The following is a 20,631-nucleotide window of genomic DNA, read 5'->3' as shown; positions in this document are numbered from 1 at the left end:
CAAATACTGAAATTTTTGCAGGAAGCTCTATAGTTCTCCGGGTAACCCAACATTGAAAACGATTTTATACTGTTCCTGTAAATACCACTCAACAAACGAAAGGGGCAGATCGGTTTTGACAAAAAAGAAATTTTGGGTTCTCTTTCTGGTCACGGCGTTGCTGTTGTCTGTAGTCTCCGCTTGTTCCGGCGGCAAAAACAACCATAAAGCCGTGGGCGAGACAGGCAACAACCCGGAAGAAAGCAACAAGCAGGACAAGGTCACCTTTACGATCTTTAATGGCGTAGCCGGATCCAAGGACCGGAATACAAACGAGACCACCCTTGGAAAAATACTGGAAGACCAAACGGGAGTCAATTTTAAACTGGAGTTTCTGGTCGGCGACCTGAATACGAAAATCGGTACGATGATCGCCGCGAACGAGTATCCGGAAGTGCTGATTCCGGATGCGGCGATGGAAAGCGTATTGAACGCAGGCGTATTTATCCCGCTTGACGATTTGATCGAGGAGCACGGCCCGAATATCAAACGGGTATTCGGGCCATATTTTGACCAGCTGAGAGCTGAAGACGGCAAGCTTTATTTCCTTCCGATCGCCGTGCAGGTCGGCGACTTCGTTCCGGACCCGGAGCCTGGAGCCGCATTTTGGATTCAGCGCCGCGTCTTGGCCGAGGCCGGTTATCCGAAAGTCAACACGCTGGATCAATATATTGAACTGATCAGAAACTATGCCGAAAAGCATAAGGATGAAGAGTTGACGGGCATGATCACCCTCACGCATGACTGGAGATTTTTTGCGACATCCAATCCGCCGATGCACCTCATGGGTTACCCGAACGACGGCGAAGTCATCGTCGATCCGGAAACCTTTGAAGCCAAGACATACGCGGCTTCCGAGGCGACGAAAAGATGGCTGAAGACGCTGAACGAGTTAAATGCGGAAGGTCTGTTCGACAAGGCTTCTTTCGTGGACAATTACGATCAATATATCGCCAAATTAACCTCCCATAAAGTGCTGGGCTTTTTTGATTACCGCTGGCAGGCGGGAAATGCGCTCAACGTCCTGAAGGACGCGGCGCGCAAGGACCCCGCCCAGGACGCTTACAACTACTTCCCGCTTCCCGTTACCTTTGACGAGAACACGCCGGATGCGTATGTCGACGCCGAAGGCGGATTGGCAACGAACCGCGGCATCGGCATTACGGTCAGCGCGAAGGACCCGGCAAGAATCATCCAATATTTCGACAATATGCTGACGGAAGATAACCAAACCCTGTTGTCTTGGGGCATTGAAGGCGAAACCTATGAAGTTAACGAACAAGGCCGCTTTTACCGGACACAGGAACAGATCAACATGATCGACGAAGCTTTTAACGAGAAGTTCGGCTTTAAATATTACAATTGGAACTGGCCGATGTACAACGCCAATTCCACGCTCGCGAGCGGGAATGCCAAAAGCGTGGCTTACCAGCCCGAAGTATTCCAAATGAGCTTGACGCAGGCCGATAAGGACATTTTGGACAAATACGGCGTGCAAACTTACAGCCAAATGTTCGCGACCCCGAAGTTCCGCCCTTGGTATCCTGCCTGGGGATTCGCCAAGGAACAAAATTCGCCGCAGCAGCTGTGGGAAACGGCCAAGGATGAATTGACCAAGAAATACTTCCCGAAACTCGTGCTTGCAACGCCGGATAAGTTCGAATCGGTGTGGAGCGAATACTTGAACGAATTCGGCAAGCTCGACACGGCCGGCTATGAAAAGTGGACGACGGAGCAAGCGCAGGAGAAAGTCAAAATCGTTACCGGCGGTAAATAACCGATTCTACCGGAAGGCCGGGAAGGAGAGAATAGTATGGGGAATGATTCGGTGCTGGCCGCGTCCGGGCCGGAGACATGCAAAAAGCCGAAAGGGATTGGGCCGTTTTGCAAAAAATTGGTGCAGCAGCGTGCCTTGGCCGTGATGACCATCCCTTTTTTCATTTGGCTGGTCATTTTCAAATATGTTCCTTTATGGGGCTGGACGATTGCTTTCCAGGATTATAAACCGGCGCGCGGGTATTTGGATCAAACTTGGGTCGGATTTCAACATTTCAAATTTTTGTTTGGAGACGAGCGGTTTTTGCGCGTATTGCGAAATACGCTGGCCATGAGTTCCATCAACTTGATTCTCGGCTTTGTGACGGCGATTACGCTGGCATTGCTGCTCAATGAACTTCGAAACGTAGCATTTAAGCGAGTGGTGCAAACGGTCAGTTATTTGCCCCATTTCATTTCTTGGGTGGTGGCCGCAAGCATCATCCAAACGACGCTCGCGCCCGACGGAATCATCAACCAGCTGTTGATCTGGACGGGATTGGTTGATAAGGGGAACGAAATATTATTTCTGGGAATTCCCGAATACTTTTGGGGAATATTTGGAGCCGGCTCCGTCTGGAAAGATATCGGCTGGAACACGATCGTGTATTTGGCCGCGATAACGACGATTGATCCGGCGCAATACGAAGCCGCCGAAATCGACGGCGCCAGCAGGTTTAAACGGATGATCTATATTACATTGCCGGGCATTAAATCCGTCGTTGTCGTCCTTTTAATTATGAATATCGGCTATTTGCTGGAATCGGGATTCGAGCCCCAATATTTGCTGGGTAACGGCATGAACGTGGATTATTCCGAGAACATTGACATATTCGTATTGAAATACGGCATCGCCCAAAGCAACTTCTCGCTATCCATCGCGGCCGGCATGTTCAAGACGGTGGTCAGCTTCATCTTGCTGTTCTTCGCGAACCATATCGCGAAACGGGCGGGCGAAGCCAGGCTTTTCTAGAGAAGGAGGCAAAGCCAATGGATCAAAGATCCGCAAGCGCTGCGAGAAGGGTTAAGAATCCGCGAATCAAATCTTCCGGCGGTGATCGTATTTTTGATATCTGCAATTATATCTTTATGGTTCTGTTGATGGCCGTGACGCTGTATCCGTTTATAAATGTTCTGGCCGTGTCGCTAAACAGCGCTCAAGATTCGCTCAAAGGCGGGATTTATTTGCTTCCGAGGATCTGGACGCTGGACAATTACAAATATATTTTCAGGGAAGCCACGATATTTCACGCCACGCTCGTCTCGATCTTGCGTACGATCATCGGTACGGTGGCTACGGTGTTTTGCTCCGCCATGGTGGCTTATTCGATCAGCAGGCAGGATTTCGTGCTCCGCAAATTTATTACGGTCGCCTTTATTTTAACCATGTATTTTAACGGCGGGTTGATCCCCAACTATTTGCTGATGAGGGATTTGCAACTCGTGGGCAACTTCTGGGTATACATCCTGCCCGGATTAATCGGCGTGTTCAACCTGATCATCATCCGTTCCTTTATTGAGAACCTCCCCGAGAGCATTCTGGAATCGGGACGGATTGACGGAGCGGGCGATTACAGAACTTTTTTCAGCATCGTATTGCCGTTAACGACGCCGGTTTTGGCTACGGTGGCCTTGTTCTCGGGCGTCTTTCAGTGGAACTCCTGGTTTGACGTGTTTTTGTACAATTCTTCGCACATTGAATTAAGCACACTGCAGTATGAACTGCAGAAAATTTTGCAGAATTCCAATACGACTTCGGGAACTTCGAGCCTGGACGGGATGATCCAGGGCGCCAGCGGGGCGCAGCAAAACACCGTCACACCGTTGTCCGTTCGCGCCACGATGACGATGGTCGCCTCCGTCCCCATTATCATGGTGTATCCTTTCTTGCAAAAATATTTCGTCAAAGGCATGATGGTTGGCGGGGTTAAGGGGTGATCAAGCCGCCGCAGAGTCGCTTGGCCCGTGTGGAAAAACGATCTGTACTATTTTTCCCAACTGCTATTTAAAGTTTAAATAACACTATAGCATTCGTGTTTTGGTGTTCCTGCATGCTGCTTTGCACGATTATCCCTTTCGTTCAGTGGGGCAGGGGGGGAATAGGGTAAGGGATTAATGTTGATTTCGAACATGACTACTTCTTACAAACATATCTACTTCTCCTGAATTTAGCTCCTTCTACGCTTCCCTGATCAAGCGGGATAATCGTGCAAAGCGTCCGGACAACGGGTATTGATCTGCCGACCAACCCAAGGCCTCTCCTGCCTACACGCTATAAACGCCCATACGATATTTCAAAAGAAAGTTCAATAAAATCAAAAAAAATTCTATTAAATTTTATCGCTAATCCATTTATAGTGAAATTGTAAAAATGTAATAAATTACTATTATATGTTTTTTTAGGGAGGTTGATAGGCCGTATATTTATTCAATCGAGTGCGTCCAGATTTGGATCCAAAAAAATAGGGAGGAGCAGATTTATGATTTCACGTTTTAAGAAAGCGATTTGTGCAGGTTTGGCCCTTGTAATAGCATTGACCCTCATGGTAGCACCGGGCGATGTTGCCGCAGCCAGCGACGCCGTCGTGAATGTATCGGCGGAAAAACAAGTGATTCGCGGTTTCGGAGGCATCAACCACCCGGCTTGGATCGGAGATTTGACGGCGGCACAAAGAGAAATCGCTTTCGGAAACGGAAATAACCAGTTAGGTTTCTCGATCTTAAGAATCTATGTGCATGATGACCGCAATCAGTGGTACCGGGAATTGGAAACGGCAAAACGAGCCATCGCCCTCGGAGCCATCGTGTTTGCGTCGCCATGGAACCCGCCCGCCGACATGGTAGAGACCTTCAACCGCAACGGTGATACGTCGGCAAAACGGCTCCGTTACGACAAGTACGCTGCGTATGCCCAGCACCTTAACGATTTCGTGACTTATATGAGGAATAATGGCGTGAATCTGTATGCGATTTCCGTCCAAAACGAACCCGATTATGCGCATGACTGGACGTGGTGGACTCCCCAGGAAATGCTTCGCTTCATGAAAGAAAACGCCGGTTCCATTAATGCCAGAGTGATCGCGCCGGAATCGTTCCAGTATCTGAAAAATATGTCGGACCCAATTTTGAACGATTCGCAGGCGCTTGCCAATATGGATATTCTTGGTGCACATCTATACGGTACCCAGATCAGCAATTTCGCTTATCCGCTATTCAAACAAAAAGGAGCGGGAAAAGAACTCTGGATGACGGAAGTATATTACCCGAACAGCGACAACAACTCGGCGGATCGCTGGCCCGAAGCCTTGGATGTGTCCTATCATATCCACAATGCGATGGTAGAGGGAGATTTTCAGGCTTACGTATGGTGGTATATCCGCAGATCATACGGTCCGATGAAGGAGGACGGCACAATCAGCAAACGCGGTTACAATATGGCTCATTTCTCCAAATTCGTCCGTCCCGGCTATGTGAGGGTGGATGCCACGAAAAATCCTGAAACGAACGTTTACGTATCTGCCTATAAAGGTAACAACAAAATCGTTATCGTTGCCATCAACAGAAGCGGCTCCGGGGTTAATCAGAACTTTGTCCTGCGGAATGGATCGGTTTCGAAAGTATCCCGATGGATCACGAACAGCAGCAGCAATCTTCAACCCGGAACGGAGCTTACGGTGACGGGCGAAAATTTCTGGGCTCATCTCCCGGCCCAAAGCGTGACCACCTTCGTAGCTGATCTTGGCACAGCTTCAGGCAGAAGCGCAGCCAATGAAGCTGAGACAGACACAACATTGCCTGACGCTGTCGTAGATAATCTACGTTAAACCTCTTGAAAAAGAGGCAGATTAAGAGGTTGTCCCAAAAGGTCGTGAAACATTGACCTAAGGGGCTGCCCTTTTTTAAATTCTGCAAGGAAGATAATCATGTACGGTAGCTCGATGGGTTTCGGTAAATGAAGGAGAAGTAAAGTAAAAAGATGAACGTTGCCGCGAAATATACACCCATGCATAATGAAAGCGTAACCAAATGGAAGGCGAATACAATTGAACTGGGGGATGCAAATGAAAATGAGGACCAAAAATAGCTCAGCGTGGTTAAAAGGTCTCTCCGTATTAGTGCTGGCTTCGCTTATGCTTACCGCATGCTCGGGCGGGGGCGGGGACGGGGCAAACGGGGATCCGGGCGGAGCTTCGAAGGACAATCAGAACCAGACCTCCGCCGCGGATGACGGCCCGCTCGGCAAATACGATCCGGCGATCAAAGTATCATTCGTCAGAGATTTGAGCGATGTTGTGGAGAACAATGTGCTTGGCGTGCTGAAGGGCGAAACGATCGACAACAATCGCTGGACCCAATTGTACGAGGACGAGCTTGGCATCAAGATCAAATACGACTGGGTCGTCAAGGGCAGCCCGACTTCCGATCAATATCTGCAGAAAATCAACGTTACTTTGGCTTCCGGCGACCTGCCGGACGTCATCCCGGTGAATGCCACGCAGCTCAAGCAATTGGCCGATTCCGACCAAATCGAGGACATGACGGAGTTATACGAAAAGTACGCGTCTCCTTTTACGAAAAAAGTGCTCTCAGAAGAAGGAACAAGTGTGTTTGATGCCGCTACGTTCGACGGAAAGTTGATGGCGGTTCCCCAGCTGGAATCTTCCATGGAACGGGCGATGTACATTTGGATTCGTACCGATTGGCTGGATAAATTAGGCTTGAAGCCGCCGAAAACGATGGCCGACGTGCTGGCGATTTCGAAAGCGTTTACGGAGAACGATCCGGACGGGAATGGCAAGCAGGATACCTTCGGTCTTGGCGTGACGAAAGATTTGTGGGGCGGGGCGATGGGACTTGAAGGTTTTATGGCCGGATACGCTGCCTACCCTAACATTTGGGTGGAAGACGCCTCGGGCAAACTCGTGTTTGGCAGCACTCAGCCGGAAGTGAAAAAGGCGCTTCAGGTGCTGCAGGATATGGCCAAAAACGGCCAGATCGACCAGGAATTCGGGGTCAAAGACGGGGGCAAGGTGTCCGAACAGATCTCCGCCGGAAAGATCGGGATGGAGTACGGCGAGCAATGGAATTCTATATGGCCGCTTCAGCTTAACCGCGATAATGATCCGAACGCGCAATGGCAGGCTTTCCCGATCGTATCGGAGTCGGGCGAGACCCCGAAGGTGCCGCTTAAATTCAGCACTACCCGTTTCTTCGCCGTTAAGAAGGGCGCCGCTCATCCTGAAGCGGTGATCAAAATGTTCAATTTGCATCTGGAGAAAAACTGGGGCGAGACCGCGGAGTTCGATAAGTATTTTGCGCCGCCGGAGGCCGAAAGCGTATGGCAGCTCTCGCCCGTTACGCCGTATCCGGTTAAGAAAAACGTAGACGCCTTCCGGGCGATTGATGCCGCGCGCAAAGCCGGTGATTTCTCCACACTGACCGGGGAGGCCAAGACGATTCAAGAAAAACTGGAAGCCTACGCGTCGGGATCGTCGGAAGGGTTCGCGTTATGGGGCTGGGAACGGATTTATGGAGAAGAAGGCTCCATGGGAATCGCCGATCAATACGACAAAAACAATCAGTTTCTGCGGGAAAAATTTGTCGGCGCCCCGACTCCGACCATGGTGGAGCGCAAAGCGACGCTCGAAAAGCTGCAAAACGAGGTGTTCGTCAAGATCATATTAGGGGATCCCATCGATAAATTCGACCAGTTCGTGGCCGATTGGAAGAAGCTTGGCGGGGACCAAATTACCCAGGAAGTCAACGAATGGTATGAAACTACGAAGTAACGATTCCGGGCCGGAGGGGGGCTTTTGCTCTCCCTCAGCCCTACTCTTGCCCACCGATGTGGAGGATGAAAATGAGAGCGAAATGGCGAAGAGAATTGCCGCTTCATTTAATGATACTGCCGGGACTAATGTTGATCGTGTTATTTTCGTATATCCCGATGGCCGGCGTGATGATTGCGTTTCAAAAGTTTATTCCCGCCAAAGGCTTGTTCGGCGAGCAGAAGTGGGTCGGCTGGGACAATTTCGAGTATGTCATGAACTTGCCGAATTTCACCCAGGTTTTGTGGAACACCCTGTTTATTTCCGGCTTTAAGCTTATCTTAGGGCTCGTGGTTCCGATCATTTTTGCGATTCTCTTAAACGAATTGAAAAATAATCTGATCAAACGGTCCGTGCAAACCGCGATTTATTTACCCTATTTTTTATCCTGGGTCGTACTGGGCGGCATCCTGATCGATATTCTTTCCCCTTCCGGAGGAATCGTTAATGAATTCCTCGGATTATTTGGGATTTCGAAGATCTTTTTCCTCGGCGACAACGACTGGTTTCCCTTCACGCTGATCGCTTCGGACATTTGGAAAAACTTCGGCTACGGGACAATCGTATATTTGGCGGCAATCACGGGCATTGATCCGGGACTGTACGAAGCGGCGACCATGGACGGCGCCAATCGCTGGCACAAAATGTGGCATATCACGATTCCGGGAATGCGCATGGTGATCGTGCTGCTGTCGGTATTAAGCCTGGGGCAGCTGCTGAACGCCGGGTTTGATCAAGTGTTTAATTTATACAGTCCGCAAGTTTACGAGAGCGGCGATATTTTGGATACGTTCGTGTACCGGATCGGCTTGCTTGACGCGCAGTACGGGGTAGCGACGGCGGTCGGTTTATTCAAATCGGTCGTATCGTTCACGCTGATTTCCGGCTCCTATTTCTTTGCCTACCGGGTTGCGAAATATCGGATTTTTTAGAGGAGGGAGAACTTTGGAGCAAAGGTTGGCGCCAAAACCGGCAGGGTATGCCCGCATCCGGCAGGGAAAACGTTTTGAATGGTTTCCCCTGGTCAATGCCGTTATTCTTATCTTGATTTCACTCATTTGCGTCTTGCCCTTGATTCATATCATAGCGGTTTCTTTCAGTTCGAGCGCGGCGGCCTCGGCGGGGTACGTGAGGTTGTGGCCCGTCGATTTCACATTCGCCTCTTACATGTATACGGCGAGCCGCAACGAATTCTGGCAAGCGATGCTCGTGTCGCTGACGCGGATTGGCTTGGGAACTCCGCTTAACCTGCTGTTGACCATCTTGGTCGCTTATCCGCTGGCCAAAGAGTCGCATGCTTTTCGGTTTCGCAGCCTGTATGCGTGGCTCTTTTTTATTACGATGCTGTTCAACGGGGGACTGATTCCCTGGTATTCGACGATTAAAGAATACGGGCTGCTCGATTCGATCTGGGCGCTTATTCTGCCAGGCGCGGTTCCCGTATTCAGCGTCGTGCTGCTGCTTAACTTTTTCCGGGAGATTCCGAAGGAGCTGGAAGAAGCGGCGCTCATTGACGGAGCGAGCCACTGGAGGACGATGTGGGCGATCTTCGTGCCGATCTCCAAGCCCGCGCTTGCCACACTGGCCTTGTTTTCCATGGTCGAGCATTGGAACAGCTGGTTCGATGGTCTGCTGCTGATGGGCAACCCGTCCAATTATCCGCTGCAAAGCTACATTCAAACCATCGTCATCCAGCAAAACCTGTCGAATATGTCGAGAGACGATATGCTCAACCTGGCGCTTATTTCCGATCGGACGTTGAAATCGTCGCAGATTTTCCTCGGTTCACTCCCGATTATTTTGGCGTATCCATTCTTGCAGAAATATTTCGTAAAAGGTATCGTTTTGGGCAGCGTCAAAGGATGAATGTGCGATTAATTGCATAGGGCTGCTTCGAATGTCTGGTTGTCGCTTCGGTTTCGGGCTATAATTGAGAAAAAATGGCTGGAGGCATCGGCTTTGTTTTTAAGGCAGGACTTTTCGCTGCGAAATACGATATTTCTACGGTTGATCATCACTTTTCTGCTGATCATGCTGCCTATTTTGTTATCCGCGGTTTATCTGTACCATTGGGTCGTGCAAACCGCAAGCGCGGACATAACCAAGACGGCTGCCGCGCAAACTGGATTCTATTTGACCGACCTGGAAAATGAGATCGAGCGTATCAAGCTATTGCAGTTCAGTCTGCTGGAGGACGATAACCTGAACGAACTCGCCCTCGCCTGGGAAACGATGGCGACGATCGACCGTACGGAGAATATGAATTCGCTGATGAAACGGCTGTACACCGTCCAAAACAGCAGCATGTATATCAAGGACGTGAGCGTTCATATCGCGACGATCGAACGAACGATGTCGGCCCTGGGCGGAGTGCGCGGGTTCGAAGCCGAGCGCTACCGTGAAATCCGCTCTGTATTTGGCAGCGCTTCCCAGGTCATCGAATGGAATGGCGGACTGTTCCTCGGCGCGATGAAACAGCGGGGAACCAAGGGGGCGGAGCCGTTGTTTACGGTCGAGATCGAGCTGGATACGCTAAAGCTTCAGGAGGCGCTTGCCCAATTCAACACCTATCCCGGCAGCGGCACGCTGCTGCTGTCGGACAGCGCCAAGGTGGCTTTGGCGAGCGGAACGGGGGAATTGTCGAAAGCCGGCGCCCCCTTTTATGTCCGGGAAATCCGGCCGGACGCAGCAGGCAAAACGGCCAAGCTGCTTATTGCGGGGAACCGGTATTACGCCGTCCAGGCGCACTCTGCGGACCTGGGATTATCGATCTACCGTTTCATTCCCGATCAGGTCGTGCGGAAGCCATTGAGCAAATTTTACAAATGGGCATGGGTATTTGCCGCCTGTGCATTGGGGATTTTTGCCGCTTTTGCGTTGTCTACCTATAAGTTCATTCACAAGCCTATGCTGACGCTCGTTAAAAGCTTCAGGAGGATGGAGCAAGGGGATCTGGGCATCTATATCGCCCATGAATCCAAAGACGAGTTTCGGTACTTGTACGGCCGGTTTAACCAGATGGTGGAAAATTTGCGTTCCTTGATCGATCAAGTCTATAAGCAAAAAATCATGGCTCAGCGAGCGGAGCTGAAGCAGCTGCAATCGCAAATCAACCCGCACTTTTTATATAACAGTTTTTTTATCCTGAATACGATGGCCAAGACGGGGGACACGGAACGGATCGAACAGTTTACGACGCTGCTCGGGGAGTATTTCGAGTTTGTGACGAGAAATGCTTCCGACCTGGTTGCTTTGGAACAGGAAATTCATCATGCGAGAATGTATGCGGAAATACAGGAGTTGCGGTTTTCCAGAAGGATTCAGGTCCGTTTCGATACGCTACCCGATGAGCTGCGGTCGATTCCCGTACCCCGGTTGATCGTTCAACCAATCATTGAAAACGCATTCAAGCACAGCCTTGAAAAAAAAGTCAAGGACGGCTTGATCGCCGTCCGTTTCGAGAAGGTGAGCAGCCAGGTCCGAATTATCGTGGAGGATAACGGAGACCGCTTGACGGATGAAGCGTTGGAGCAGATACGGAAAGCATTGCATGATGTGCAGGACCAGGCCGAGATCACGGGGATGGTCAACATTCATCGCCGAATTCGCATCACATTCGGGGAGGATAGCGGATTGCAAACGGAACGGAGCGAGCTTGGAGGGCTTAGGGTAACGATCCTTCTTGCCGATGGAGGTGACCGGTCAGGTGTACAGAATGCTGATCGTTGACGACGAAGAGATCATTACGGATGGCTTGGCGGATATTTTCGGAAAGCTGAACCTCGACCTCGATCTGTACAAGGCGTATTCCGGCCAAGAAGCGCTGGACTTGTTAAACCGGACCAGAGTCGATATCGTCTTGTCCGATATCTGCATGCCCGGTATGGACGGCCTGGAACTGATGGAAGCCATACGTCTCAACTGGCCGCAGTGCAAAATTGTTTTTCTGACGGGGCATAGCGACTTCAACTATGTCTATCAGGCGATTCAAGCGCCGGACGTGCAATATGTGCTGAAGAACGAAGGTTATCCGAAATTGATCGCAGCCGTTGAGCGAGCGCTTCAGGAATTGGCGGATACCTTGCGTGCGAACGATCTGATCCGGCGGTCGAAAGAGCAGCTGCATACGCTTGAGACGCTTGCGCATGGGGACTATTTTCGAAATCTGCTATTCCACGACGTCCTCTTCGAACGGGTACTGGCGGAAGATTTCCAGCGGCTGCAGATACCGCTGGACGCGTCTCTGCCGGTGCTGATCGCGCTTGGCAATTTAACGCATGCCGGAACGGCGGGGGCGTCCCCATCGTATGCCGATCGGCAGGAGACGGCACTTGCGGTTAAGTTTCTGGCGGAGGCGTTTTGGGCGGAGCGGACGAACAGCATCGGCGTCATTGATCGATACGGCGATCTGATTTGGCTTTTTCAGCCCAAGCGGCTTATCGATGGGGAAAGAACGGACGCTTTCGAACAGACGGTTATGTATTTGGAAGGGACATTTGAGCTGATTCAGCAAGCCTGCCTGGAGTCGCTCGATACGACGGTTGCCGTTACGCTGAGCGGTGAAGCGTTCGCCTGGGAAGGACTTCCCGCCGTTTACGACAAAATGAGGCGGCACCAGCATGATCGGACCGGGGACGGAACGCGAATGGTCCAAAAGGTGTTTCCCGATGAGGACGCCCCGGCGTCCGCCTCGATCCGCAGCCGGTCATTGCGCGATAAATCCGAAGCGTTGGCCGCGCATTTGGAAGCCGGAAGAAGAAAGGAATTCATGAGGCTGTTCGACGAATTGGCCGAGCCGGCAGCTTACGAACACGGGAGGGGTGACCCCAATCTGACGGAGCTTTGTTACACCATTGCGCTTGTGCTGCTGTCTTACATCAATCGCTGGGAAGTTCGCGAGATCGGTTCGTTTGGCCTGATGCGGCTGGAGGACTATCATTCCTGGAGAGAAGCCTTGGAGTTTTTGAAAGGCGCGGCCGAGGTTCTGTTTTCGCTCCGGCAAAGCGGAGAGCAGAAGAGGGCGGCCGGCGCAATCGATAAAATGTGTTTGTACATTGAACATAACATCAGCGAAGATTTGTCCCTTGTGAGACTGGCGGATGAATTCCATTTCAATCCCTCCTATTTGTCCAGGCTGTTCAAGCAGGAACGGGGTGTCAATCTATCGGAATATATCGATGAGCTCCGAATCCGCAAAGCGAAGGAACTGCTGAGGAAGGACGAGTTGAAGGTGGCCGAGGTCGGTTGGTTGATCGGATACGAAATGCCGCAATCCTTTACCCGGTTTTTTAAGAAATGGACCGGCTTAACGCCGCAGGAATATCGCACCGGCACGCAAAGCGGCGACGGGTCCTTTTTGTAATTTTGACGCTTTCTAAAGTTGCCTTTTAAAGTCCGGTAGCATAGCAGGCCTTGTATTCCGCAGGCGTCATATTCATATAAAACCTGAACCATTTGGAAAAGTAACAAGGAGGGTGTAAATTTTAATGAAAAAACAAGGATTGAATCCCTATCTCCCATCATGGGAATACGTACCTGACGGAGAGCCGTATGTTTTTAACGGCAGAGTTTATGTGTATGGATCTCACGACCGTTTCAACGGACACGCTTTTTGTTTAGAGGACTATGTGTGCTGGTCGGCGCCCGTGGATGATCTGGGCGACTGGCGGTATGAAGGCGTGATTTACAAGAAAACGGATGACCCGCTCAATCCGGACGGCAGAATGTGCCTTTATGCGCCTGACGTTACCGTCGGCCCGGATGGACGGTATTATCTCTACTATGTTCTGGATAAGGTTTCGATCGTTTCGGTAGCCGTCTGCGATACGCCGGCCGGCAAGTATGAATTTTACGGTTATGTCAGATATGCCGACGGCACACGCTTGGGAGAAAGAGAAGGCGATGAGCCCCAGTTTGATCCGGGCGTGTTGACGGAAGGAGAGCGGACCTACCTGTATACCGGTTTCTGTGCGATTGGAGACAAATCCAGACACGGCGCAATGGCCACGGTGCTTGGTCCTGATATGCTCACGATTGTGGAAGAACCGGTATTTGTCGCCCCGAGCGAACCTTACGGCAAGGGCAGCGGGTTTGAAGGACATGAGTTTTTTGAGGCCCCTTCCATAAGGAAGAAAGGCGATACCTATTATTTTGTCTATTCCTCGATCGCCATGCATGAACTGTGTTATGCCACCAGCCAATTTCCGACGAAAGGATTTGTTTACCAGGGGGTTGTCGTAAGCAACAACGATTTACATATTGATTCCTACAAGCCGGCGGACAAACCGATGTATTACGGCGGCAATAACCATGGCAGCGTCGTCCACATCAACGGGAAATGGTTTGTTTTTTACCATAGACATACCAACGGTACAGCTTTCTGCCGGCAAGGCTGTATCGAGCCGATCGCATTCCGGGAAGACGGAACGATCCTTCAGGCGGAGATGACCTCCTGCGGTCCGAATGGCGGACCGCTTGCGGGCCGCGGGGAATATCCCGCTTACCTGGCATGCAATCTGTTTTGTAAAGACGAGGAGCTGTATACAGGCGGTTTCGGCCAATCCGGGGCATGGCTGGATAGCCGTTTTCCGAAAATCACCCAGGATGGAAGAGACGGGGATGAAGAAATCGGGTACATCGCCAATATGACGGATTCCGCTACGGCCGGGTTCAAGTATTTTGACTGCCATGGAATCAGGAAGATTAAAATCAAGGTGCGCGGATATTGCCACGGCGTCTTTGAGGTGAAAACAGCTTGGGACGGCCCGGCTCTCGGAAATATACCGGTCCATTTTTCGAATATCTGGACGGAATATTCTGCCGATCTCGTCATACCGGACGGCATACAGGCGTTATATTTTACGTATAGAGGCTCGGGAGGCGCAAGCCTGTCCTCGTTTACATTACTTGGAGATGAATAGAATAGGAATACCATCTAAAAATCGGCCTTGTTCGCATCATCTGCGAAGAGGCCGATTTTTAATGCGTTTTTAGATTTACTTATTTCAATTTCCCTGCACGGATGTCGTCTGTCATCCCTTTATAAGGCGCTTTGGAGATTAGTTTCTGATTGTTAACGCCGGCATTCTCCCAAAATGTGATGTCAGCAAATTCAGGAACAACATATTTGGGATAAGTTTCATATTTTTCGCGCGATTCTTTCATTAATTCAAGATGGTCATTTTGATAACAAACCGTAATTTCCGGATGTTCATGAACCCACTTTGGGAAAAAAATAACACCGTGCATTCGTTTTTCATTTGGCATAAAATTCAAGGAAACGTCCGTTCCTGTTGGTTCGGTCCATGATACTTTATAAACGCCTTCCGTTAGTTTTACAATATCAACTTCCTGGTCCCGCACCCAGCGGCCCGCAACCATGCCGCTATGGATCCGATAATCAATGGTATGGTCATTCTTAATGTAGATTTCGTATTCCCAACCATTTTCATAAGTATAAATCATATGGCTTCCTACAAAGTCTTTTAAAGCTTCTTTCGGTTGCATATGAAGTCTCTCCTTATTTGAATAATTGCCTGCTTGAAGGGTTTCATTTCATATCCCGCCAGTTTTGGATATTGTTCTCCCAAATATATTTATATTTTCCGATAATATCTCTTGCCGTTTTTGGCTTTTGTCCAGTTAAAGTTTCAATGGCATCGGAATGAACGTTTAAAAGCCCTTCTTTAATACTGGCATCGGTTGTCACGAGATCATCGCCGCAGAATGGAACGGGCGAGCGGGAGAAATCCCCGGTAATTTCTCTAGGAATGTGCAGTTTCTCCAGGTGTTCATAATATTGCTCCGCATTCACAGGAATATACTCCAGGTCTCTACCGGAAACTTCTTTAATGAGGTTGCACAGATCCCTTACGGAAACAGACTCTGATCCTACGATATTATAAGCCTCGTTGTCTTTGGCTTTTCCGAGCAGGGCTGCGGCTGCGGCCCTTGCGCAATCATCTTTGTGAACTAAAGTAGCCCGTTCTTCGCCGGCAGTGCTCAACCATTTATTGTCGGACATTAGTGCCAACATCGTATACATAGTCAGGTAGTTTTCTAAATATAAGTTATTTCTCATTGCATTGTAGGCAATGCCCGTTGACTTTAAGTAGTTTTCAGTTGCTGTATGGTCCGGAGTTACAAAAACGTGAGCGTAATTAGGATCTGTCGCACCGATAAATGAACTATACGTGATGTGGGAGACTCCTGCTTTGATCGCCGTATCAATCGCATTTTTGTGTTGCTGGACTCTTCTGCCTACTTCAAGGCCAGAGACAATATAGATGCGGTCACCATCTTTGAAAGCCCGTTCCATGGATGGAATGTCATCATAATTGATTTCAAAGATTTTGACTCCCGCACTTTCCCATCGTTGAACCGTATCTTTGGGAATTCTGTCTTTCTTCATGCATGTGAAGGTTAAATTGCGGCCATCTGCTTCTGCGAGCACAGTTTCCGCCACACGGCTTGCTAGTTGACCATCTACGCCTGTTACAATATAACGCATGTGTATTCCTTCTTTCCTAGTGATAACTTTCACAAGGAAAGAATAGCATAGGTTGACGTTACAGTGAAATTACCCTATGTTATGATTTATAAAAAGGATTTATTACTAAAAAGGGTGTTTCAAATGAATATTCAGCAACTAAAGTGCTTTGTTTCTCTTGCCGAGACACTGAATTTTTCAACAACGGCAGAGAAATTAAATTTGACACAACCTGCTGTAAGCCACAATATAAAAAGTTTAGAAAATGAGCTGGGAATCATTTTATTTGTTCGCAACAAAAGGACCGTTAATTTGACTTTAGCCGGCAATAGCTTTTACGAAGATATGGAAGGACTTCTATTTAGATTAGACCAATCCATTAAGAAAGCAAAACGGCTCTCGGAAAAATATGAAAGCACTTTGGTTATCGGATACACGGAGACTGTTTTTGAGAAGCAAGTTTTGCCGGACATTATTAGGCGGTTTAAGGAAAGATACCCGCAGATTCAGATTCAGTTGAAGAAGTCTAATTTGACCAGAGAGAAAGAAGACTTATTAAACCAAAAGTTTGATATCATATTTACTTCGCAAGATAATTTGGGAAAGGACATTGATTTTTGCTTTTATCCAGTACTTAAAGGGTCCTATGTTTGTGTACTGCCCAAAAGTCATCCTATTGCGAATGAAAGTGTGCTGGACATCGAACAATTAAATCATCAAGCGATCATTTTATTTGACGAACACCAATCCCCTCCAACCCTAAAAAGAATGAACAGGAAAATTATTGAGAATTGTCCCGATTCCATTTATACCTATGGAGATACCATAAATACAGTACATACCATGATAAAAAGTGATCTTGGCGTTTCGGTTCTGCCGGACTTTGTGATTGGAGAGGACAATGAGATCGCCTTTGTTCCCTTAAGCTATACTGAAGAAGTGGTTTACGGTATTGCGTGCCTTAGAAGCGAACAGCGCTTAGAAGTAAAACGCTGGATTTCAACTATAAAAGAGCTATTCACTTAAACCAAAACCTGAACCAGGCAATGAGAAATCTTTGCTTTGGCTTCAGGTTTTTTTATATCTTTTTGATCCGGCAACGGGGCTGGCTCTTAAAAAATGACAACGCTTTCTTAGAAATGTTGGCTTACCGCGATAAAGTCCAGGAGGATACACTAGATGTAAAGCCCATGGTTCCGAAGTAAGTTTTGCACGAAGCTTACTCAGGAAGCAATGCGCACAAAGCTTTGAGGAGGAGCGCATATGGAACTGGATACACAGCTTATGAGCCCCGCGGCTGGGGGTGGCCGGCGAACCCAATTGTGGAAGCGGTTCAAAAAGCAAAAGGTACTGCATGTATTTGTCGGACTCGGCATGATCTTTCTGCTAATTTTTTCGTACACGCCGATGTTCGGTATTTTGATGGCTTTTAAAGACTACAGCATTTCAAACGGCATTAAGGGGATCTTTACCAGCGAGTGGGTCGGTCTGAGGTATTTCGATGAATTCATCCACGATTATCAGTTTGCCACGATTGTCCGCAACACGCTGGTCTTGAGCTTTCTGAAGGTCATCTTCGCTTTTCCTGCGCCGATCTTGCTCGCGATCATGCTGAACGAAGTGAAGAACATGGCGTTCAAGCGGTTCGTTCAGACAATCAGCTATTTGCCGCATTTTATTTCCTGGGTTGTTGTTGTCGGCGTCTCCTACGCTTTTCTGTCCGCGGACGTCGGCATGGTCAACAGAGCCCTGATTGAAGCCGGATTTATCGACAAACCGCTCAATATTTTGACGAGTCCCAATTACTTCTGGGGGCTTGCCGTCGGGAGCGCGATTTGGAAGGAAATGGGCTGGTGGACGATCATCTTCCTGGCGGCCATTACGGCCTATAAGCCGGCGCTCGGCCTGATTCAGACCCAGCCGGATTCTAAAGAAAAGACGATCAAAACCAAGATCGACGAGATGATCAAAAATGAGAAGGTTAAAATTTACCTGGCAAGTTCCGAAGAGGAAGCCGTTGCGAAATACGAGAATATGGTGAAGACGGCCGAGAATATGGGCTTGCAAGAGCTTGTCGATTGGGCAAACGAGACTTATCGGAAGAAGAAGGATTTGTTCGAGTAAGCGAAGGTCGCCGCAATCGGTAGGGAGGTCAAATCTCTACCGGGTTTTGCTTGCTCATGGTACGGTTAGAAGAAATAAATCGGCAGCGGGGGGAATCGTTACCGTGAGCATCGTACGCAAAATCATTTTAGGATATGTCATCCTGATTTTTATTCCGGTCGTCACGTTCGGATATTACTATTATGTACAAATCTACGGCAACCTGACCCAACAATTCGTGGAGAGCCGGCAAAAAATATTGGAACAGGCCAAGGCAAACATGAAGGCGGATCTGTCCCGAGTCGACTCCATCCATCGCTTGCTGCAATATAACCCGTATGTGACGGATTATTTAGGCGGAATTTATGAATCCAAATCGGACAGCATTTACGCCTACAACCGGTATATCAGTCCGATTATTACACAGTCGCTGTATGCCAATCCGGAAATTGAGAGATTCAGGATATATACAACAAAGGGGCGCGCGCTTCAAATCACCGACCGGTTTCTCGATATATCGTCTCTGGATCCTCAGGGCAAGGAGATCGCCAGTTCGCTGAAGCCTGGTCAAGGAGTATGGGTTGTACCCGATCCGGGAGCACGGGAACCGCGGCTCGTTTTTTATCAGAACATTTACAATCCGGATTTTACTGAGGTCATCGGGCTTCTTGAGCTCCGCGACAGCGGTGGCCTGATCCGGAAATTTTACAATGCGACAGGCGGAGAAGGCAACTGGAAAGCGTTTCTGTTACCGAAGCAAGGAGGGCTGCCGGCGGCGGAAGGCGCAGTTGCCGGGATTGACGACGCGACGTGGAAGCTGCTGGGCTCGAACGATACGAAAGCCTATTTCATCAATCGGAAAACGATCATAAATCAGCTTTACATCGAGGAGCTTGGCGTCCGGGTCGTCGTCACCGGAAAGGTAGACGAAGTGTTTCACGCGGTCAAACGCAAAGAGATTATTCTGATTTCCACCATCGTCCTTCTTCTGGCGGCACTGTCGCTTGCGTATTATGCGCTCGCTTCTACCATTACGAAACGTATCCTTCGCCTGGCCAGACATATGCGCAACTTGAGCGATGACAATATGAAACAGTACATCAGCAAGCACGACAAGCCGAACCGCCAGGATGAGATCGGGTTTCTGACCATGACCTACAATTCGATGATCCAGCGTATGGATGAGCTGATCAACAACGTCCACCGGGCCGAGCTGCGAAACAAAGAAGCGGCCTATAAAGTGCTGCAAGCCCAAATCAAACCGCATTTTCTATACAACACGCTTGAGACCATCCGAATGCTGGCGGAATCCAACAACGATAAAGAGGTAGCCGACATTTCCTATTGGTTCGGGAAGCTGATGCGTTACAGCCTGTCTTCGAAGGAGGATCAGACGGTGCTTGCCAGGGAAATCGAGACGGTCGTCTTCTATCTCAATATTCACAAAATGCGGCTTCAGAACAGGCTGAGTTACGAGATTGACATCGCCGTCGACGCGGAGCAGATCGCCTGCCCCCGGTTCATGCTCCAGCCTTTGATTGAGAACAGCATCATCCATGGGGCGTCCGCGACGCTGCGACCCGTTCATATCAAGCTTCAGGCGTCGGAAACCGCCGACGAAATCCGGATCTGCGTTTCGGACAGCGGAATAGGCATTCCGGAAGGCAAACTGCCGAGGCTCCGTTCACGGCTAACGGGGGGAGGCGATGTACATTCCGTCCAGGAGATGGAGGGAGGCGTAGGTCTGATTAGCGTCAACGAGCGGGTCAAATCGTTTTTCGGCGGCGCTTCGCACTTGGCGCTTGATAGTGAGCAAGGCCGGGGAACATGTCTCACCATCATCATATCGAAAGGGGCGGCGGGTCAACGATGAGATTATTGATTGTGGATGATGAGCCGCTTATTCTTGGGGGATTGGTCAAGGTCGTCAAGGATGCGGCTCCGCTCGGTACCGAGGTGCGCGAGGCGGGCAACGCTTTTGAAGCGCTTGAAGTCATGAAAGGTTATATGCCGGATGTTACGGTGACGGATCTCCATATGCCGGAGACTCCCGGTACGTTGCGATATAAGGGAGCGGGGGAAATCCCACGAAATGCAAAAGTGCAGGCGGTTTTCGTCGAAATTCCTCGAAACAGGTGGTTCGGATGCAAAAGTGCAGTTCATTTCGGAGCAATAGCTACTTTTTTATCGTATATCCCCAAAAGAGATGCATTTTAGCATTTTAACCGCTCTAAAATGGAGATTTGCGGAGAATGGAATGCACTTTTGCAGTTGATCCCATCGGGGCTCTTCATGCCTAGGTAACGTTCCATTTTAAAGTTAGAACGTGTTTCGACCTGCTGGAAAAATGTGCTTAAT

16 protein-coding genes are annotated in these 20,631 nt (G+C 49.3%); 14 read left to right on the top strand and 2 right to left on the bottom strand.

Annotation, left to right across the window (positions count from 1 at the left end):
* Positions 1 to 115: 115 nt before the first annotated feature.
* From NYE69_RS20765 to NYE69_RS20720, 10 genes are all read left to right on the top strand, one after another.
* Complete coding sequence (locus tag NYE69_RS20765) at positions 116 to 1,816, top strand: ABC transporter substrate-binding protein (protein WP_270619482.1); 1,701 nt, start codon at positions 116 to 118, stop codon at positions 1,814 to 1,816.
* A gap of 36 nt (positions 1,817 to 1,852) precedes the next feature.
* Positions 1,853 to 2,827 carry an ABC transporter permease gene (locus tag NYE69_RS20760; RefSeq protein WP_340927705.1) on the top strand — a complete coding sequence of 325 codons (975 nt, stop codon included), beginning with the start codon at positions 1,853 to 1,855 and terminating at the stop codon, positions 2,825 to 2,827.
* 17 nt (positions 2,828 to 2,844) lie between these two features.
* A complete protein-coding gene (locus NYE69_RS20755) occupies positions 2,845 to 3,792 on the top strand; it encodes a carbohydrate ABC transporter permease (protein WP_270619484.1) in 948 nt (315 codons plus the stop codon).
* Between the two features lie 542 nt (positions 3,793 to 4,334).
* Positions 4,335 to 5,678 carry a glucuronoxylanase gene (locus NYE69_RS20750; protein ID WP_340927704.1) on the top strand — a complete coding sequence of 448 codons (1,344 nt, stop codon included), beginning with the start codon at positions 4,335 to 4,337 and terminating at the stop codon, positions 5,676 to 5,678.
* A gap of 243 nt (positions 5,679 to 5,921) precedes the next feature.
* Positions 5,922 to 7,643 (top strand): extracellular solute-binding protein, encoded by a 1,722-nt coding sequence (locus NYE69_RS20745; RefSeq protein ID WP_340927703.1) that lies wholly within the window; start codon positions 5,922 to 5,924, stop codon positions 7,641 to 7,643.
* Between the two features lie 71 nt (positions 7,644 to 7,714).
* Positions 7,715 to 8,614, top strand: coding sequence for an ABC transporter permease (locus tag NYE69_RS20740; protein WP_115311178.1), 900 nt, complete (start codon positions 7,715 to 7,717; stop codon positions 8,612 to 8,614).
* A gap of 13 nt (positions 8,615 to 8,627) precedes the next feature.
* Positions 8,628 to 9,548 (top strand): carbohydrate ABC transporter permease, encoded by a 921-nt coding sequence (locus NYE69_RS20735; protein WP_445744784.1) that lies wholly within the window; start codon positions 8,628 to 8,630, stop codon positions 9,546 to 9,548.
* A 93-nt stretch (positions 9,549 to 9,641) separates the two neighbouring features.
* The gene (locus NYE69_RS20730; protein ID WP_340927702.1) at positions 9,642 to 11,411 is read left to right on the top strand and encodes a sensor histidine kinase; all 1,770 of its coding nucleotides are present in this window, start codon (positions 9,642 to 9,644) and stop codon (positions 11,409 to 11,411) included.
* Positions 11,398 to 13,044 (top strand): response regulator transcription factor, encoded by a 1,647-nt coding sequence (locus NYE69_RS20725; protein WP_340930466.1) that lies wholly within the window; start codon positions 11,398 to 11,400, stop codon positions 13,042 to 13,044. Before NYE69_RS20730 ends, NYE69_RS20725 begins: the two co-directional genes overlap by 14 nt.
* A 124-nt stretch (positions 13,045 to 13,168) precedes the next feature.
* The gene (locus NYE69_RS20720; RefSeq protein ID WP_340927701.1) at positions 13,169 to 14,602 is read left to right on the top strand and encodes a family 43 glycosylhydrolase; all 1,434 of its coding nucleotides are present in this window, start codon (positions 13,169 to 13,171) and stop codon (positions 14,600 to 14,602) included.
* A gap of 79 nt (positions 14,603 to 14,681) precedes the next feature.
* Here NYE69_RS20720 and NYE69_RS20715 read toward each other — a convergent pair whose 3' ends face one another.
* On the bottom strand, positions 14,682 to 15,188 hold the full coding sequence (locus NYE69_RS20715) for a phenolic acid decarboxylase (protein WP_340927699.1): 507 nt from the start codon (positions 15,186 to 15,188) through the stop codon (positions 14,682 to 14,684).
* 43 nt (positions 15,189 to 15,231) lie between these two features.
* The gene (locus NYE69_RS20710; RefSeq protein WP_340927698.1) at positions 15,232 to 16,191 is read right to left on the bottom strand and encodes an NmrA family NAD(P)-binding protein; all 960 of its coding nucleotides are present in this window, start codon (positions 16,189 to 16,191) and stop codon (positions 15,232 to 15,234) included.
* A 63-nt stretch (positions 16,192 to 16,254) separates the two neighbouring features.
* On the opposite strand from NYE69_RS20710, the gene NYE69_RS20705 reads away from it, so the two are divergent.
* From NYE69_RS20705 to NYE69_RS20690, 4 genes are all read left to right on the top strand, one after another.
* Positions 16,255 to 17,196 (top strand): LysR family transcriptional regulator, encoded by a 942-nt coding sequence (locus NYE69_RS20705; RefSeq protein WP_340927697.1) that lies wholly within the window; start codon positions 16,255 to 16,257, stop codon positions 17,194 to 17,196.
* A 237-nt stretch (positions 17,197 to 17,433) separates the two neighbouring features.
* Positions 17,434 to 18,294, top strand: a complete 861-nt coding sequence (locus tag NYE69_RS20700; RefSeq protein WP_340927696.1) for a hypothetical protein — start codon at positions 17,434 to 17,436, stop codon at positions 18,292 to 18,294.
* Between the two features lie 103 nt (positions 18,295 to 18,397).
* Positions 18,398 to 20,146: a sensor histidine kinase gene (locus NYE69_RS20695; protein ID WP_340927695.1), complete on the top strand. Its 1,749-nt coding sequence runs from the start codon at positions 18,398 to 18,400 to the stop codon at positions 20,144 to 20,146.
* Positions 20,143 to 20,490, top strand: coding sequence for a response regulator transcription factor (locus NYE69_RS20690; protein WP_340927694.1), 348 nt, complete (start codon positions 20,143 to 20,145; stop codon positions 20,488 to 20,490). The genes NYE69_RS20695 and NYE69_RS20690 overlap by 4 nt, the downstream gene beginning before the upstream one ends.
* The last annotated feature ends 141 nt before the right edge of the window (positions 20,491 to 20,631 follow it).

It is taken from the genome of Paenibacillus sp. FSL R5-0527 (genome assembly GCF_038008055.1).
Classification (GTDB): domain Bacteria; phylum Bacillota; class Bacilli; order Paenibacillales; family Paenibacillaceae; genus Fontibacillus; species Fontibacillus macerans.
Note: the sequence above shows the minus strand (reverse complement) of the source record. Positions and strands in the feature narration are given on the sequence as shown.